General features: G+C 64.5%; 12 protein-coding genes. 4 read left to right on the top strand and 8 right to left on the bottom strand.

What is annotated here, in order from left to right:
* Positions 1-8 precede the first annotated feature (8 nt).
* Positions 9-530 (bottom strand): rod shape-determining protein MreD, encoded by a 522-nt coding sequence (mreD, locus tag EPN33_04075; protein ID TAN24005.1) that lies wholly within the window; start codon positions 528-530, stop codon positions 9-11.
* A 535-nt stretch (positions 531-1,065) separates the two neighbouring features.
* Here mreD and EPN33_04070 point away from each other — a divergent pair.
* Both EPN33_04070 and EPN33_04065 read left to right on the top strand, forming a co-directional pair.
* Positions 1,066-1,944 carry a sigma-70 family RNA polymerase sigma factor gene (locus EPN33_04070; GenBank protein ID TAN24004.1) on the top strand — a complete coding sequence of 293 codons (879 nt, stop codon included), beginning with the start codon at positions 1,066-1,068 and terminating at the stop codon, positions 1,942-1,944.
* Positions 1,934-2,980, top strand: coding sequence for a hypothetical protein (locus EPN33_04065; GenBank protein TAN24003.1), 1,047 nt, complete (start codon positions 1,934-1,936; stop codon positions 2,978-2,980). Before EPN33_04070 ends, EPN33_04065 begins: the two co-directional genes overlap by 11 nt.
* Before the next feature lie 301 nt (positions 2,981-3,281).
* Here EPN33_04065 and EPN33_04060 read toward each other — a convergent pair whose 3' ends face one another.
* From EPN33_04060 to EPN33_04030, 7 genes are all read right to left on the bottom strand, one after another.
* Positions 3,282-3,740: a HEAT repeat domain-containing protein gene (locus EPN33_04060; GenBank protein TAN24002.1), complete on the bottom strand. Its 459-nt coding sequence runs from the start codon at positions 3,738-3,740 to the stop codon at positions 3,282-3,284.
* Positions 3,741-4,444: 704 nt separating this feature from the next.
* The gene (locus EPN33_04055; protein ID TAN24001.1) at positions 4,445-5,146 is read right to left on the bottom strand and encodes a hypothetical protein; all 702 of its coding nucleotides are present in this window, start codon (positions 5,144-5,146) and stop codon (positions 4,445-4,447) included.
* Between the two features lie 535 nt (positions 5,147-5,681).
* A complete protein-coding gene (locus EPN33_04050; GenBank protein TAN24000.1) occupies positions 5,682-8,315 on the bottom strand; it encodes a hypothetical protein in 2,634 nt (877 codons plus the stop codon).
* 18 nt (positions 8,316-8,333) lie between these two features.
* Positions 8,334-8,627 (bottom strand): hypothetical protein, encoded by a 294-nt coding sequence (locus tag EPN33_04045; protein ID TAN23999.1) that lies wholly within the window; start codon positions 8,625-8,627, stop codon positions 8,334-8,336.
* A 29-nt stretch (positions 8,628-8,656) separates the two neighbouring features.
* Entirely contained in the window at positions 8,657-9,787 is a 1,131-nt protein-coding gene (locus EPN33_04040; GenBank protein ID TAN23998.1) for a hypothetical protein, read from the bottom strand.
* Positions 9,788-10,333: 546 nt separating this feature from the next.
* Entirely contained in the window at positions 10,334-11,017 is a 684-nt protein-coding gene (locus EPN33_04035; protein TAN23997.1) for a dienelactone hydrolase family protein, read from the bottom strand.
* A gap of 25 nt (positions 11,018-11,042) precedes the next feature.
* Positions 11,043-12,083, bottom strand: coding sequence for an SDR family NAD(P)-dependent oxidoreductase (locus EPN33_04030; GenBank protein TAN23996.1), 1,041 nt, complete (start codon positions 12,081-12,083; stop codon positions 11,043-11,045).
* 195 nt (positions 12,084-12,278) lie between these two features.
* Between EPN33_04030 and EPN33_04025 the strand changes: the two genes are divergently transcribed.
* Both EPN33_04025 and alaS read left to right on the top strand, forming a co-directional pair.
* On the top strand, positions 12,279-15,461 hold the full coding sequence (locus EPN33_04025; GenBank protein TAN23995.1) for a glycosyl hydrolase: 3,183 nt from the start codon (positions 12,279-12,281) through the stop codon (positions 15,459-15,461).
* Positions 15,462-15,593: 132 nt separating this feature from the next.
* A complete protein-coding gene (gene alaS, locus EPN33_04020) occupies positions 15,594-18,233 on the top strand; it encodes an alanine--tRNA ligase (GenBank protein ID TAN23994.1) in 2,640 nt (879 codons plus the stop codon).
* Positions 18,234-18,292: the final 59 nt, after the last annotated feature.

Raw genomic sequence — 18,292 nt, 5'->3', positions numbered from 1 at the left:
GGTCTGCGTTACACCCAGTGCCGGAAGCGGTCAAAACCGTGAAACAGGATCACCGCCAGGAGGCCATTTACCAGTGCTGCTACCAGCGTAATCCATCCATGCCACAGGACGGGGGTGCCCAGCAGGAAACGCTGCAGGGCATAAAGGATGGCGCGGTTCAGCTCATAGCAAACTAACACCACCAGCAGCCGTACGCCGGGGTGGTCGGCATCGAAGCGGCTGCCAAGCGAGGCATCGAGAAAGCCGATGACGGTCTTGGAGATACCGTTCACGCCCAGTGCCGTGTGCGACAGGCTGTCCTGAGCGAGACCCAACACGGCACCCACGAGCGATGCTCCGCGCGGCCGGCGATACGTGATGGCCCAATAGATCACCACGAGCAGCGGGAGATCCAAATAGACTGCGGCGTGGAACACCACCGGCAGATAGGTCTGCAGCACCAGCGCCACCACCGCCAGCAGCGGAATAAACACCGCCGGAAAACGAAAGACGGCGGCTTCGGCGCGGGATGTGCTGAATATCTGCGGCATCAGGCCGAGGCGCTGGGGCCAATGGGGCCCCGGCGCCACCTCCGCGGTCGCGACAAGCGGGCCGCCGAGCGAAGCTCGGCTGGGCGCCCGCGTTCCATCAATGTGTTAAATATTTGGGGCACAGCAGCCTTATTTTAGCTGCTGCTCTGGCGCGCCACTAGAGCCGGACGGGGGGCGGGGGAATCAGCGTCGTCAGCCGGGTGCGAGGCGCCGCGCTCCAGTCCCGGCGCCGTAGGCGCAGGCTGTAAAAAAAGGCGGCCAAGCTTGCCAAAAGGAGCGCCAGGGCCAGGATGGCGCTGATTCGGCTGCGGGTTGGAAGGCGCGTTAGCATGGGCATGCTGGAACGGCCAGCACCCGCGGCACCTGCCTACCGTGCCGCGGGCTACTTCTCTCTGGCCAATATGGGCGGGAACCGGTCAAAGTTTTCCGCCGTTTCGTGTAAGAACGCCCATTTTTCTGGCTCTTGCAATCTATTTTTTGCCTTAATTTTGAGGTTCCGGCCGCAGCAGAACTGCTAGGATGAGGGCAACCTCCTATGCTGCCTCGTGTGCGGTCATCGCGTGGAACGAGCCAGGACTGGTATAGCGCCAGCGGCGCCGAACGCTTCCGCATCGGCCCGGTGCAAGCCAACGCCTGGATCGAGCAGGTGGAAGAACGTCATCTGCCGCCACGCAGCTCGGCCGCCGAGCGGCAACGCTTCCGCAAGCGGCTGCACCTGGCGGACCTCATGCTGGCGCGGACCTGCGCGCTGGGAGAAGAAGCGGCGTGGGAAGAACTATGGCGACGCTGTCAGCCGCGCTTGCGCGCCGCCGCGCGCACACTGACCCACAACGCCGAGCGTGCCGATGAGCTGGCGGACAATCTTTTAACCGACCTTTACGCGCCGCAGGAGGGCGACGGGCGCCATCGCTCGAAACTGTTTGCCTACAGCGGCCTGGGGAGCCTCGATGCCTGGCTCTGCACGCTGCTGGCGCAGGCGCACGTCAACGCCTGGCGGCGCGAGCGCCGGCAAGTAGCGCTGGAAGATTGCGCGGGCCTGCAAGCTTTGCTGGTAGCGCCGCACAGCGGCTGGCCCGCCAGTTCGCCTGCGGCCCGGAACGCGGTAGACGTAGCGCTGGCGCGCGTGCTGCGCGCCGCGGCGGCACCGGCGCGGCTGCTGCTGTGCCTGTACTTTCTCGACAGCCGCACGCTGGCGGAAATCGCAGCGGTATTGCGGGTGCATGAGTCCACCGTCAGCCGGCGGCTCGATCGCGTGTTGCGGCAATTGCGGCGGCAGATGCGGCGCGAACTGGCGGGGCTGGGCCTGCGTCCCGCAGCCGCCGAGGCAGCGCTGCATATCGATCCGCGCTGGCTGCAGATCGACGTGAGCCGCTCGCTGCGCGCGCAGCCGCAGGAAGGGCCGCGTGTTCTGTAACCCGCATCCCGATGCCGACGCCGTCGGCGCCTACCTCGAGGGCGGCTTGAGCGCCCGCGACCGGCGCGGCCTGGAAGCGCACTTGAGCACCTGCGCCCCCTGCCGCGAATTGGCGGCTTGCGCCGGTGTAGCGCTACAGGCGCAGACCCGCGCACACTGCGAGCCGGGCCATTGGCTCTGGCAGGCGCCATTGGCTCTGGCAGCCAGCGCCATTCTGGTGGCGGGCGCCGTCTGGTGGGTTCGGCCGCCGGCAGCCCGGCACACTGCCACCGAGCCCCAAGCCGTCTCGCAGACGAATCCGCCCCAGCTTGCACCTGCGCAGCCTAGGGTGGCCGGTGCGCCCGTTCCCGCCGCGCCCCCCATGGTATGGGCCAAACTTGCGGGTCCTCCGCCCGCACTAACGCGGCCAGCGCAGCCCACTGCTCCCGCCGCGCAGCCCGCTGCGGACTTTGATTTTGCTTCACTACGCGCTGGGTTCCGAGATCAGGCAGTGCCTGCGCGCACGTCCAGCAGTTTGGTGGATTGGGGCGGCGTCACCGGAGCGCAACCGATATTATCCGGTACGCAGGCGACGCTGGCCGTCGTGCCGCCTCTGGAGGCTGCGCTGCCCTCCGTGAGTCCCGCATCCGCATTTCCACTGGCGGCCAGCTTTGCGAGCTCCAGCTCCGCCGCCGTGCCGGCGCCCGATTCGCCGCAGCTTGCCGCCGAGCTAGGCTGGGCGATCTCGCGCAGTGGCGCTCTGCTCAAAGCCGTAACCGCCGGTTTCTGGCACACCGTGCCGTTCGTGCCTGGTGTCGAAGTGCATGTGATCTACGTGCGTGAGGGCCACGTCTGGGCCGGCGGCGACGCCAACGAGCTGTACACCTCGATCGACCGCGGTAAGCACTGGCAGCGCGTTTCCCTGCCCGGCCTTCCCCCGCACCGCGTGCTGCTGCGCAGTATCGTCTTCCTCGACGCGCAGCACGGCCTCATTACCGCAGCCAACGGCCAAAGCTGGAGCACAAGCGATGCCGGGCGCACCTGGGTGCCGCGCTAGGAGCCGGTCAAGCCGCTGAGTGGCTCGCCACTTTTTGAACCGCGTTGACGCCCTCCGCGCGCGCCAGAAACCGAGCGACGAGCCCAGCTCAGTCTGGTTACGGCGCCTCCGTGACGAGGCACGGTTCTAAAGCAGTTCCAGACTTGGTGTCACCCGCTCCGAGTTAAAACGAGCGGTGTTTCCTGATGTCAACGCCGCAAACGCGCGGTCTGCCGGGCTATAGCTGGTCTGGAACTGCTTTAGTCTCCCGTCCACCCCGAGGCGGTCGGCTTTCTCGCCACTCAGGCCTACGGGCGGCGCGTTACTGCCCTTCGTGCGGTGCTCGACCGATCTCGCGTAACGAGGCGACGATTGCGCGGCGTACGTCGGCATCGCGCTCACGGGGCTGAGCGCTGCGGAGAGCGTCAGCGGCGGCGCTGTTGCCGATCCGGCCGAGGACGACCGCCGCGAGGGCCCGCTCCCTTGGCCTCGTTGCGTCCCTTAGGACCGCGCCCACCGCGCCCACCGCCGGCGGCCCTATCGCAACCAAGGCCTGCGCGAATGGGTATGGCCGAAGTGAAAGGTCCGAAACTAAACCGTGCCATCCAATATTGACGGCAAGGACAGGCACCGCGCGCTTGGCTTCGAGCTTACCGAGAATCTGCGTGATCCTCTCGACCTTGCTGAACTTCGCCTGGTCTTCCATGCTCGTGACAAGTGCCAGCATGAGCAGTTCGATCACCTTGTCCCTTGCCTTGGGTGATACCCACGCAAGCTGCATGAGCCGCTTCTGCGCGGAGCCTGCTGTTGCTTGGTTTTGCGATCCAAGGCGCCGGACCTCGCGTCGAGCAACCGCGGTCAGCTTAGAAATCGAACTTCGGTTCTGGGCGCCGCTGCGCGCCTGGGCAGACAAGTTTGCCGCGAACCAAACGGACGACGCCAGAATAAGCAAGAGAAGGCGCCTAAAAGTTAGTACTGATCGTGCCATTACCTGCGCTCGATGCTATTTTATCAATCGATTTGAGTGCGTACGCCTTGAGCGCGCACATGCCGTTCACGCCCACCGGAGGGGTGGCGGCGGCCGCCCGGGATCCCGCGGCGCCTCAGTTTAATGGTTCGCCGGGTGCGGCTTCGGGCGCGTCAGGATTTCGTTGAGCGACGCGCCGATGGCGTGGCGCACTGAAGCGTCCCGTTCAGTCTTGAGCGCGGCACGCAGGTTGGACGCGGCCGGCGATGTGCCGATTTCACCGATTCCCGGCAGGGTCCGCCCGCTAGCGCTCAGGGCTCCTCCAAGCTGCCGCCATCGGCATGATGATAACGCCCTTGCGGTTGGGCGCGGGAATGCCCGCCGGCTCGAGCATGGCGCTGCCGGAGTTGGCCTCCGGAGGCAGCAGATTCCCGTTGCGGTCGGGCATGCCCTCGGCCTGTAGCATCCCAATGTCCACCCTTGGCCGCTCCGACCGCGGGCTGGCGAAGCGGCACTGCCTATCCAGGCCCGCAAACCTCGTGCTTTTCCATGCACGCTGCACGGTCGAGCAGAATCTTTGTGATCCCTGACGGGTCCGCCCGGAAATCCGCCTCGGTCGGCGCTGGCCAAATGCCGCCGACGGTTTGCCACAGCGCGTAAGCTGCCATGAAACGGTCTTCTGGATCTGGGCTATGCAGCAGAATCGGACGCAGCGCCGGGACCGTGAGCAGCGATTCACACTGGCCCAGAGCGCGCAGGGCGGCCAATCGAAGCGCGGGGAGACGCGCGTGCGCCATCTTCGCCAGCGCGGTGATCGGCCCCGGCTTCTGTACCCCGAATTTGCCGTGGGAATAGATCCCGGCAATCGCCGGTGCGAGAAGGACCGCGGCGGGCGGTGGGTTCGCCGCCGCAAAGCTGTCAGCAAGCCGCTCCAGGAGCCCGACGTCGCCCTGGTCAATGCGACAGCCCATCGCCCTGTATTCGACCTCCGAATCCTTGCCGGAGCTAGCCTCAATCAGTTGCGGTGCCGCCGAGGGCTCAAGACAAACGTACTGAAGCGCCTCGAGGCGTGTCGCCCGGTGTGCGTGGTCGTCAAGCATCACATTGCCGATTTCGTGAACAACCTCCTCCAGCGCCGTCCGCTGTGCAGAAAAATCACGGGGATCGGCCGGAAGCAGCGAAAAGCGACCGCAGAATAAATTGAGAGTCACCGGAACCAACGAGCCGTCTGACCGGGTTAGCAACGCGACCTCGTACTGCCCGGCGGTTCCATGGCTCGCGGGGCCTAGCTCGATGACAACCGGCCCTAGGGGCGCGCGGCCTTTTATGACCTCCCGCGCTAGGAAATGGCCGAGCTGCCCGCTTAGGTTGCTACCAGTTATCCTCGGTCGGCCCGTAGTCCCGAGATATACACCGCTCACGATCACCTGCGATCTCGCAACAGCGTCCTGCAGCCAGAACCCTGGCTTGGGCCCCCCGCAGTTCTGGGCGCGCGCGACCGAGCACAGGAGTGCCGGAGCGGCGATAGTCAGCGCAAGGATCGCAGCGCGGCTATGGGAATGGAGTCTGGATAGAAAGGTGGCGACCTGCATTGATGTACTTTTGAAGCTGGTCCTGCTGTACTTCGAATCCCGCGCCGGCAGACTGTGTGCCAATCCACCAAGTCTGGCACGTGTGCTGCACGGGGGTGACCGGTGAGCCGCCGGTGTACCCGGGGACGGGAATTAATCCGTCCGAAAGCGGCGGCGGCGTAATTTAATCAGTAAAATAATCGGGCGTCGTCGCGGCGGTGGTGGCGCCTCCGGCCAACCCCCAGCCCCAATTTGTCCCTGAGTAATCCTCGACTGTGCTACTGCACCACTCTTCGTGAAGCGGGATCGGGCTAGGCATGGGAGCGCCTGTTTGATCTAGGATGTCGTACTGCACGAAGGATCTGTAGCCATAAGTTGAGTCCGCATAATCGAGCGGGCCAAGCGCGCTAAGCTTGTAGGGCTCATGCGGTTGAAGGTAGAACTCGCCGGACCTCGCCCCGTTCACAACCACCGAGACTGCGACCGTTGCCGCAGTAAGCGGACCTCCCGAGGCAGTAACCGTTAGCGAGCTGCCGGTCAGCGAGGAGGTGTCCACCTCACCCGGATTTGAGTCAACGCTCCACTGATAGCCGCTACCCGACGAGGCACTCAGCGTGACCGAAGTAGCATAGCCGCTGGGGTTGACTCCGCCGAACCACCAGAAGTCGGTCGGGCCGGTAATCACGGGATCGACGGTGACATCGGCGGAGCCGAAGAAGTCCGACGACCAGCAGCCGCAGCTACAAGGGTAGCCCGAACCAGGGTTCTGGATGACATTCGGGATGTCGGCCCAGGCTTCCACCTGCCCAGGGCTACTGCCTGTGAACAGCGGGTCGCCATAGGCGTCGTAGCCATCAAACGTGGCGCCGAGGGCGCCGCCCCAGTTGGCCGTGTTGGTGAGGTCAACGCTGTGGCCATCGCAATTGACTGCCCAATATTCGGCGCTGAAGGTCTGGCCCTGGTTGATCGTGGAAGCGCTCGTCGTGACCACCTGGTTGCCGTAGGCGCAGCAGCGCCCGCAGTACACGCTGCAGGTCGCCTCCTGCGCGTTGAATACCCCGGTTGAAACGGCCACTGTCATCACCGGAATCCCGCTCTTCGGCATTATGATAACGCCCTGGCGGTTGGGCGCGGGAATGCCCGCCGGCTCGAGCATGGCGCTACCGGAGTTGGCCTCCGCTGGCAGCAGATTCCCCTTGCGGTCGGGCATGCCCTCGGCCCGCAGCATTCCGACGTCCACCATGGTCGAGGCGCCTGGCGCAAGGCTGATGGCCATTTCGTAGGCGTTCGTTCCGTCTGCGGGCGTGAGCATGAGCACCAAGTCCTGCTCGCTGCCGGTCGGGTTCCAAAGCGAGTACATGGTGTTGTTGCCGCCGACGGTCGTCCAGTAGGGCAACTGCTCGCCCGCGCTGACACCCACCTTCTGCGGCATCACTTGAAAAACGTAGCTCCCGCTTCTGTCTACGCTGCCCGCAGTCATCACCAAATCGCCGGGAGCGCCCTCGAAACTGGCCGACCAATTCAGCGACTCGCCCGGCGGAGCTGGGCCCCGCTGAAGGCGGTGTGCCCAGGCAGCCAGGCCGATGCGCCGGGTTTCGCCCGGCCCCAGCTCAATGGCATGGGAGGCCGCCGCGGGCGCCGCGCTCCTGCCCATGGGCATGCCCAGCGCAGCCGTCAAGGTCACCTCCAAGGGTCGCGCGGTCGCGTTACGCAGGTAACCATAGGGGTGAAAACGTATGCCGTCGGGGAAGTGATCCCTGGCCATGGGCGCGCCCAGCATCATCCCCGGAGCGGCGAAGGTCATTGGCGCCGGCTTGGAGTTCATGGTCATGGTGAAGTTCATGTCGGCGGAAAAGCCGTTGCCGGGGTTGATCAACCAGCCCGCGACCAGCAAGTTACCGGAGGCGGGCATATCGGGCGCCTCGAGTTCTTGCACCTCGACGCCGCCCGCCTGGCGCAGCCGGGGAGGCAGCGCGTCGATGGCCGCGTCCAGCGATACCTCACTTGTGGAGTGGGGCCCAAGCTCGATGTTATTCCATGGCCCCTCCGCGCCCTTTGCGCTGCTCAGACGCCAGCGGCCCGAGGTGCTCACGGGTCCGGCGTTCGCGAGCGCCAGCGTGGCCTGTACGCCTTTGTCGTGCCGCCACCACAACCCCTGCTCGATCCAAGCCATCGGGGGCATCGCGGTGCCGGACGGGGCCGTGGTCATCCCGGAAGGCATCCCGGAAGGCATCGCCAGGTGGAAGGGTGCACTCTGCTCCATCCGCCGCATGGACGCTGCGAGCTTCTGTTCGGGCGCCGCCATGGGCGCTGGCTCGAAGGAATTCGTAATTATGAGGCTGTCCGGCACGTCTTTGTTCTCAATCACCGCGGCGAGGTGCCCGGGAGAATTCCACACGTAACTCAGCGTCGCGCTGCCAAAAGTGGACGTATGACCGAGCAGGGAGCCAGGCGCGCCCGCCAGCGCCTGGCTGATGTTGACATCGGCTTCCCCCGACTTCGGGATTGTTATCGCCGGGAGCTGGTAGGGTGTACCGTCAGCCATGTAGAGAGTCACGGTAACGTCCAGCGCCGCCACCGCAAGCACGTTCTGTATGTGGATTTTGGCTACGAAATTCCCGTCCGTGCGCCACGCCTCGCCCACCAGCGTCTGCGGCATGGGAGGATATTGCGCTGGCTTGGGCGGCGATGGCCGCTGCGGCGGTTCTGGCGCCCGCGGCGGCGTGGGCGCGCGGCGCGCGGCCACCATCATCACCAGAAAGAACGCGGCCGCGAGAATGACCGCGGTCCCCAACCCGTTCCTGCTTTCACGCGACATGGATGACAACCCTCCTACTCAGACGGTGACCGTGGTGCCGTTAAATTTGGTAATCACAAAACCAGAAAACGCTTCGCCAAAGGTAGGGCGCTGGTCGGCGAGAATCGTCAGCGCCATGGCCTCGCCCAACAGCAGGCCCTGAAAATAATCCGAGTGCCAATGCACGCCGGCGAAATTGCGGCCCAGCGCGATATTGCCGCACAGCTTCCCGATCTCGCCGTTCACGGTGACCTGGGCCGCATCGGCGCCAGCGTAGGCTTCGAGACTGAGGCCATCGGCGCTCGCCTGCAGCAACGCCGGCGCCAGCGACACCCAAGGCGTCGAACCGTCAAAGGCGCACTTCAGGATCGTGGCGCAGGCGCCCGCAACCCCGCCGTGCGCCTGCGTGTAAGAGGGGTGCTGCGGGCAGCCCTCGGGGAATGCCTGCGGCAGCAGCCACGAGCCCCAGCGCCCGGCGGTGCGCGCCGCAGCTTCGGATGAGAGCACGCTTGGGTGCAACGGGTAGATGGAACGCCGAAGGTCGCAAACGGCGACTGATCACGCAGCGCCAGATACGGATTGCCTGGATTTAGCGGCGCGTGGAGCGCGTACAGGCGCAGGCCGGCGTTGTAGAAGCCTTCGCAGGCGTTGTCGCTGTGTACGTAGGCGGCGAGATCGCGGCCGCAGCGGAAGTAGCGCGGAACCGGATCGGTCTGCGGCGCCGGGAACGGGCCTTGACCATTGCGGCAGGCGAGCCACGCGTCCGGCCCGGCGAGGTAGTCGGCTCCTGCCGGAAATGTGGTCAGCCGGCCGTCGAGCTGGTACTGGCCGTAACTGAACGGCGTCAGCATGAGCTGCGACACGTATGGGCCGATAACGTCGCCCGGCAGGTTGCCGCGGAAGAGGTCGCCGGACGTGACTCCAAGCGCGCGGCAAGCGGTTAGCGCAAGCGGGTGGGAGCTGTATTGACAAAACGGCACGTCGCGGCACAGCGCCATCCAGTAAAGCTCGATCATCTCCGCCGCCCGCGCGGCGCTGGCGAGCGTGTGCGCGGGCGGCGCCGCCAGTTTTTGAATGTCAATGCCCTCCAGATCAAACGCCACGCCCGCCATGGGGTTGATCAGTTTTTCGCTGCCGCCGAGCCGCAGTCCGGATAGCACGGAGGTGTCCGGAAGCATCCTCAGGGCGCGGAGCAGGGTGCGGTAAGCCGCAGCGTCCACCTCGTCCAGCGTGTTATGCGGCAACCCCTTGGAGTAGGAGGCGATGAAATTTGGATAGAGCGCCTCATCTCCGTTGTTGACCTGGGGTTCAGCATCTGCCCGCAGCTCGCTCCGCGCCGCGCGCTCGCGGACCTCAAAGCTTCTGTGCTCGCGGCGGGCATCTTCGCCCGCGTCGCCAGCAAGCATCGGCTGCGCAGCCAGGCTAACGGCGGCCAGCCCCGCTCCGGCCGCGCCAAGGAAACCGCGCCGTGTCACCGCATGATCTAACGCCACGATACTTGCAATTGTCCGCCCGGGTCAGCAGGTGTCAAGATGACGTTTGGGCGCAAAACCGGACATTTGAGGCGCATTCCGCACGCGATAGTGCGCCAGAGCAGCGGCGGAAGGAAACCCTATCTCGAAGGCGATGAGCTTTGCCGAGCGCGGCGGCCCAGACTCAGCGATCCGCTCGAGTGCGCGGAGCGTAGCTGCGCGCTGCAGTTCCCGAAAGCTCGTACCGCACGCCCGCACCGCCCTGTGCAAGGTGTGTCGATCAACGCCTAACTTCCCGGCAACCTCGTCCGCAGCCGCGCGCGGCGCAACCGAAAGGACTGCGACGGTCTCCTGGTAGATCAGCTTAATGCAATACGCCATGATCTTTCTCCGGCGAAATGCTATGAAAGAACGAAAGAAGGGCCTCGCGTTCCATGCGGTAAGAATCAGCGCGTAAATGAGGTCTGTCAAGGTATATGTCGCGCTGGGACAGAGTGTTTTGGCGCACAACTCAGCAAATCCGTCTGCCGAGGCCGACAATGTCACATTTTTGTCTAAGTCCAGCGTCTACGGCTGCGCCAGGAAGGCAGTGGCCAGGGCCCAGGCGAGACGGGCGGAGGCGGGGTGGTAGCTGGGGCGCTGATCGTTGGAGAAGGCGTGGCCGGCGTCGCCGAAGGTGCATTCGACGAAGCTCTTGTGGGCGGCGCGCAGCAGACCGGCGAACTCGTCGCGCTGCTCGCGCGGGATGTGCTGGTCGCGGTCGCCCCATACCAGGAGCAGCGGCGCTTGCGTCTCGGCAACGTGACCGCGCAGGCTCAGGATATTGCCGGCGTAAAACGACACCGCAGCTTTAAGGGGCAGAACCTGAGCCGCGAGCACTGAGACGCGGCCGCCCATGCAGAAGCCGATCGAGCTCACGTCGGTTGCGCTCTGCTGCACCAGCCAGTCATAGCAGGCGCGGACGTCGGCTGCGGTCGCCTCGTATTTCATCGCCTTCATGTGCGGCATCGCAGGACGGAAGTCGCCATAGTCACCCTGAAAGCGCGGCGCGGTGCGATGAAACAAATCGGGCGCGATCGCCCAGTAGCCCAGCTTCGCCAGCCGCTGCGCCACCTCTTGAATGTGGCCGTTGACGCCGAAGGCTTCCTGCAAAACCAGAACCCCGCGGCGCGAGGCGGCGTCGGGCTTGGCTATAAATGCCGCCATAGCAGTTTCATCGCTAACAGGCAGCTCGACCCAATTCGTTTCCATGCCGTTAGGATATAACCGAATCTGCTTAGGCGGCGCGGCGGACGAGCTCGGGAAGCTTGTTGCTCGCTTTCAGCAGCAACGGGGCGCCGGCCACGGCGGCAGCGCCGGCACCGACCAGCAACCAGCCCCAGCCGGCGGGACGGTGACGGGCGACCCAGAGCTCGCGGCTGTGGTCACGAGCACGGTCGTCAAAACGGCCATGGGCGCCGCGGTCGCCCTCGACTGGGTGCCAGAGATTGTTGGGGCGCGAGGGATCCTCGGGTTCGTTCGTCTGCTGCGCCCGGTAGTTGGTGCGCGCCAGGTAGTTATCAAGCCACCAGGCGGCGAGCTTGTTGGCCTGAACCGCACTGACGGTGGACCCGCCCACCAGAACTTCGCGGCGCGGATGACGAATGGCAAACGCAATAGCACGGGCGGCGACTTCAGGCTGGTAGATTGGAGGCACCGGCTGCGCGCGATGAGGCAAGCGGCTTTTCACCCAGTCGAACTGGGGCGTGTTCAGCCCCGGCATTTGCACCATAGTTACGCGCACGCGGCTATGGTCGTGCAGCAGCTCACAGCGCAGCGACTCGGTAAAGCCCTGAACGGCGTGCTTGGCGCCGGAGTAAGCTGCCTGGAGCGGGATGGCGCGATAGGCCAGCGCCGAGCCGACTTGGATGATGACGCCGCGATTGCGCGGCAACATACGTTTCAACGCTGCCATGGTGCCGTAGACGGTGCCCAAATAGGTGACCTCGGTGACGCGGTGAATTTCGTCGGGATGGAGCTCTTTCACCGGCGAAAATACCGAGGTCATGGCGTCGTTGATCCAGACATCGGGAGGGCCCCAGTGATCCTCCACGCGCTGCGCGGCAGCTTCCACCTGGGCGGCCTCGGCGACATCCGTGGGCAGGACCATGCCGGTTCCGCCAGCGGCTTCCACTTCGGAGCGAGCGGCTTCGAGGCCCAGCTTGCCGCGCGCAATGAGGCCGATTTTGACGCCGGGCCCGGCCAAGTGACGTACAGTGGCACGGCCCACGCCGGCTGAGGCCCCGGTAATTACGATGACACTTGCTGATTTCGCCATGTTCGCCTTGGATGCAAAAACCTGTTTGCGGCTCTCGCCGCCTTTACGCGGGGCTGCGCCCCACACCTCCCGCTGGCCGGCTCCCCCTTGTGCGTTCGAAAGAGGACGGCGTTGGATGTAAAATCCTGTTTCCTGAATCCCGCGTCTGGAATAGGATGTTGGAGCGGTGTTTCTGTCCAGGAGGACCTGTCGATCATGAAGCGAAACATTGTCATGGGTGTGGCGGCCGGAGCAGCACTCGCGGTTGCGGGCTGGATGGGAACCCGGGCTTTACCGGCTCACGCCCAATCGGGCGGCGGCATCAATCAAGTCCTGGCGAACCTGCATTATCGCCTGGTCGGACCCTATAACGGCGCGCGTACCGAGGCGGTCAGCGGGGTGGTCGGCAACCCCGACGTCTGGTACTTCGGCTCGGTGGATGGAGGAGTGTGGAAGACTACCGACGCCGGCAAGAGCTGGAAGCCGCTGTTTGACCGCGAGCCGGTGCAGTCGATTGGCGCGCTCGAAGTCGCGCCCTCCGACCCCAACACAATTTATGTCGGCACCGGCGAGGCCTGCCTGCGCAATGACATCTCGTACGGCGACGGCATGTACAAATCCACCGATGGCGGCAAGACCTGGGAGCACATCGGCCTCGACGACACCCAGCACATCGCGCACGTCGTCATCGACCCACACGATCCGAACCGCGTGTTCGTGGCGGCGATGGGGCACGCTTCCGGCCCGAACGCCCAGCGCGGCATTTTCCGCACCACCGACGGTGGCAAAACCTGGGAGAAGGTCCTGTACAAGAACGACAAGACCGGGGGCGTGGATGTTGTCTTCGATCCGCAGAATCCGCAGATTCTTTATGCCGCGCTGTACCAGTTCGTCCGCCTGCCCTGGCGCGCCGATAGCGGCGGCCCGGGCAGCGGCCTGTACAAGTCGATTGACGGAGGCAACACCTGGACCCAGGTCGCCGGCCATGGCTTGCCGGGTGGCGTGTGGGGCAAAATCGGCGTAGCCGCTGCGCCGAACGGTCAGCGCGTCTATGCGCTGATAGAGGCCAAGGACGGCGGCTTGTATGTATCGAACGACGCTGGCGCCACCTGGAAGCTGGTGAATGACAGTGACCAGTACCGGCAGCGCGCCTGGTACTTCACGCATATTTTTGCTGATCCCAAGAGCAACGATATGGTCTATGTCGAGAACACGGGCCTGTACCGTTCGACCGATGGCGGGGTGAAATTCAAGACGATTCATGGCGGCGATAGCCACGGCTTCTGGATTGATCCCGAAACTCCGACGCACTTCATCACCAGCTCGGACGAAGGCGCTTTCATTTCACTCGACAACGGCAAGAATTGGTCGACCAATCTGAACCAGCCCACCGGCCAGTTCTATTCCATCGCCACCGACAACGACGTGAACTATCACCTCTACGGCGAGAAGCAGGATGCCGGCTCGGTGGTCATCGCCAGCCGCACCAATCATGGCTTCATTGGCCCACAGGATCAGTACGGCGCCTCCGGCGGCGAGAGCGGTTGGCTGGTACCCAAACCGAATGACTCGAATATCGTCTATGGCGAGTCCTATGACGGCGACATGTCGCGCTACAACGTGAAGATGGGCTTGTCGGTGCCCATCGGCCCCTGGCCCGATAACCCCATGGGCCACGGCGACATTGACATGAAATATCGCTTCCAGTGGACGGCGCCGATTGCAACTTCACCCTGGAATCCCAATGTGGTCTTCTATGGCGCGCAGATGCTGTTCAAGAGCACGGACATGGGCGATCACTGGCAGATCATCAGCCCGGATTTAACCCGCAACGACAAATCGAAGCAGATCTCCTCCGGCGGGCCAATCACGCAGGACAACACCAGCGCCGAATATTATGACGTCATCTTCTCGGTTGCCGTCTCGCCGGTGCAAAAAGGCATCCTCTGGGCGGGCAGCGACGACGGCCTGATCCACATCACGCGCGATGGCGGCAAGAACTGGAGCGACGTGACGCCGGCTGATCTCAAAGCGCCCGATCACCAGTGGGCCAAAATCGGCAACATCGCCGCGTCACCCTTTGCGGCCTGCACAGCCTACGTGGCTGCGCGGCGCAACAAGCTCGATGACTTCGCGCCCTACGCCTACCGCACCGACGATTGCGGCCAGACCTGGACGAAGATCACCAACGGCATTCCCGACGGCTACTACGTGCAGAAAGTTGCGCCCGACACGGTGCGCAAAGGGCTGCTGTTTGCCGGCACCGAGCGCGGCGTCTTCGTCAGCTTCGACAACGGCGCGCAGTGGCAGCCGCTGCAGTTGAACCTGCCGCACGTTTCCGTACGCGATCTCGAGGTGCATGACAACGACCTGGTGCTGGCTACGCACGGCCGCGCCTTCTGGAGCCTGGACGACATCACGCCGCTGCGGCAATGGAAACCGGCCACTGCCTCAACGCAGGCGACGCTATTTAAGCCCGAGCCGGCCAGACGCACCTTTGGCGGCGGCTTCGACTTCTTTGAGCGCGGCGGCAGCGTGGCGCAGAACCCTCCCGGACCGGCCGTGATTGACTACTACCTCGCGCAGCCGCCGCAAGGGCCGGTAGAAATCACCGTCACCAACGCGCAGGGCGAAGTGATGAAGAGCTTCAGCAGCGCCAACAACCCCAAACCGCGCGCCAATAGCGGCGGCGAACGCGGCGGCTTCGCGCGCTTTTTCCGGCACGGCGTCACCGTACCCAATAAGCAGGGTTTCAACCGCTTCACCTGGAACCTGGAGGCGCTGACCGCGCCCGAGCCGATCAAGGGCGAAGTGCTGTGGGGCGCGCGCGGCGGCGTCACGCCTATTGTTCCGACCGGCGAGTACACGGTGAAGCTGACGGTGGACGGGCAATCGTACAGCCAACCGCTGACGGTGACGCTCGATCCCCGCCTGCATGCCACGCATGCCGATCTGGTCGCCCAGTGGGATTTGGCGGTAAAGATCAACCACGACCTGACCCAAGCCTGGGGCGCGGTGCGGCAGATGCTGGCCCTGCAAACTCAGATCGCGCGGGTCGACACCTCGGCGCCGGCTTCGGTGCAGGCAGCGGGCAACTTGCTGCACGGCAAGCTGCACACGGCGATTTACAAGATCAGCAATCTCGATAACAAGAGCGGGGAGGATCCGCTCAACTTTCCCATCATGCTCGACAACAAGCTGGCTGTTCTCGGCGGCCGCGTCGAAGAATGCACCTGCGCGCCGCAGCAAGGTTCGATTGAGGTCTACAGCCTTCTGCGCAGCCAACTCGATGCCCAGCTCGCCGCCTGGCGGGAGCTGCAGGCCAAGGACATCGTGGCTTTCAACGCCCTGCTGCAGCAGAACAAGCTGGCACCGGTGACGGTCAGTTCACAGCCGTAAACATTTGACTGCGCGGAGCCTGGCGTGGCTGCGCCACGCCACCCGCGTGGCGCTCAATTCAGCGACAACGGCCCGGTCCCTGTGCAGATCGGGGCGTTTTGCTGTGAACTGTAAACTGTAAACTGTTAACTTATGCCTTCCAGCACCGAAATCCGGCGGCGCTTTCTGGAATTTTTCGAGGCACGCGGACACCGCGCCGTCCCCTCTTCATCCCTTGTGCCGCAGGGCGATCCGACGCTGCTGTTCACCAATGCCGGGATGAACCAGTTCAAGAACGTGTTTCTGGGGCAGGAAAAGCGCGATTACGTGAGTGCGGTCTCGGTGCAGAAGTGCGTGCGAGCCGGCGGCAAGCATAACGATCTTGAGAACGTCGGCTTCACGCATCGGCACCACACGTTTTTCGAGATGCTGGGCAATTTCAGCTTCGGCGACTACTTCAAAGATGAAGCGATTCCTTTTGCCTGGGAGCTGCTGACCAAGGACTTTGGCCTTCCCGAAAAACTCTTGTACGCCACCGTATACGAAGACGACGACCAGGCCGAAGCGATTTGGCGGCAGAAGATTGGCCTGCCAGCGGATAAAGTCTTCCGGCTGGGCGCGACGGAAAACTTTTGGGCCATGGGCGATACCGGGCCGTGCGGGCCATGCTCGGAGCTGCACTATGATCAGGGTCCCGAGGCCAGCGAGCAGGGGCACAAGGATTGCCGCTTTCCCTGCGACTGCGGCCGCTACGTCGAGATCTGGAACCTGGTCTTCATGCAATTCGAGCGCGATGCCAGTGGCAAGATGACGCCGCTGCCGCGGCCCTCGATCGATACCGGAGCAGGGCTGGAGCGCCTCGCTGCCGTGCTGCAGGGCAAGATCAGCAACTACGATACCGACTTGTTCCAGCCAATTATCGCGGCCGCGGGCGAACGCGCCGGCGTGCGCTATGGCGTCGGGGAAAAAAGCGACATCGCGCTTCGCATTCTGGCCGATCATGCGCGCGCGTCGACGTTCCTGATTCACGATGGCGTGCTGCCAGCGAATGAAGGGCGGGGCTATGTGCTGCGGAAAATTATCCGCCGGGCGCTGCGTCACGGCCGGACGATAGGGCTCGAAGAGGCGTTTCTGTATGCACTGGCCGGCACAGTGACGGATGTAATGGCGCCGGCTTATCCCGAGCTGAACGACAGCCGCGCGCGCGTGGCTGAAGTGCTCAAGGCGGAAGAAGACCGCTTCGCCCATACGCTGGCGCTGGCGCTGAACGAGCTGGAAAAATCGCTCGCCGCCGATCCGAAACGGCTGGCAGGCGCCGAAGCCTTCCGGCTGTACGACACCTTCGGATTGCCGCTGGATGTGATCCGCGAGATCGCCGGCGAGCGGCACTTCTGTATTGACGAGGCCGGTTTCGAAACCGCCATGGCGGAACAGCGCGAGCGCGCGCGGGCGAGCTGGAAAGGTGGCCAACAGGCGAGCGCCAGCGGCGTGTACCAAGAGCTGGTGGCCGCCGGGCGCACCCGCTTTGACGGCTACGAATCGACCGATAGCCCCGACGCGACCATTCGGGCGCTGCTGCGCGACGGCCAGCCGGTCGCGAGCGCCGAGCCGGGCGCGGAACTCGAAGCCGTACTGGATCACACGCCCTTTTATGCCGCAAGCGGCGGCCAGATTGGTGATCGTGGCATCTGGACCACCGCCGCTGGCCTGGCGGCCGAGGTACTCGATACCTATGCGCCCGTCAGCGGATTGAACGTGCATCGCATTCGCGCCAAACAGACGCTGCAACCCGGCGAGCACGTCGAGGCCATGGTCGACGTCGAGCGCCGCGACGCCACCCGGCGCAACCATACGGCCACGCACCTGCTCCACGCGGCGCTGCGGCAGGTATTGGGAACGCACGTGAAGCAGGCCGGATCGGTGGTTGAGCCGGGCCGCTTGCGGTTTGATTTCACCCACTTCACCCCGATCTCGCCCGCACAGCTTGAAGAGATCGAACGGCTGGTAAACACCGAGATCCTCAAAAACGCGCCGGTCGAGACGCGGATCATGCCGCTCGACGAAGCCCTGGCCACCGGCGCGATGGCGCTGTTTGGCGAAAAGTATCAGCAGCAGGTGCGCGTGGTCACGGTGCCCGGCTTCAGTCAGGAGCTTTGCGGCGGCACGCACACCCATCACACCGGCGACATCGGCCTGTTCAAGATTGTTTACGAGACCAGCGTCGCGGCCGGCATCCGCCGTATTGAGGCCGTCACCGGCCTGGGCGCGTATGAACTGGCCCAGGCGGCGAGCCAACGCGTGCACCAGTTGACGGCCCTGCTGCACACCACCGAACCGGAACTGGTTGCCGCGGCCGAACGCTCGCTCGACCAATTGCATCAGGCGCAGGCGGAGATTCGGCGTCTGAAAATGCAAGCGGCAGCAGGCGGCGCCGGCGCGGCACGCCAGCAGCGCGAGATTCAGGGAATCAAAGTAGTCACCCAGCGCGTAGACGATCTCGACCGCGCCGAAATGCGCGTGCTGGCCGACCAGGCGCGGCAGAAGTTGGGCAGCGGCGTGGTCGCGTTCGGCGGTGTGCAGGGCGAGAAATTCGCCCTGATCGTAGCCGTCACGCCGGATTTAGCGCCCCGGCTGCCTGCGGGAGCGATTCTCAAGGCCCTCCCGGGCATCAAGGGCGGAGGCCGTCCCGAGCTCGCCGAAGCCGGCGGCGCCGACCCCGCCCAATTGGACTCAGCGCTGTCAGGGGTCTTTCAAGCCGTCGAGTCCAACTGGACCCTGGCCCCCGGCCACTGATCACTTTCTTCTTGACTCTGCCGGCCTAACACGACATTCTAGTCTCGCTCTGGCTGTTC

Source organism: Acidobacteriota bacterium, assembly GCA_004299485.1.
Classification (GTDB): Bacteria; Acidobacteriota; Terriglobia; order Terriglobales; family SCQP01; genus SCQP01.
The sequence above is the reverse complement of the archived record's forward strand: the minus strand, read 5'-3'. Positions and strand labels throughout refer to the sequence as shown.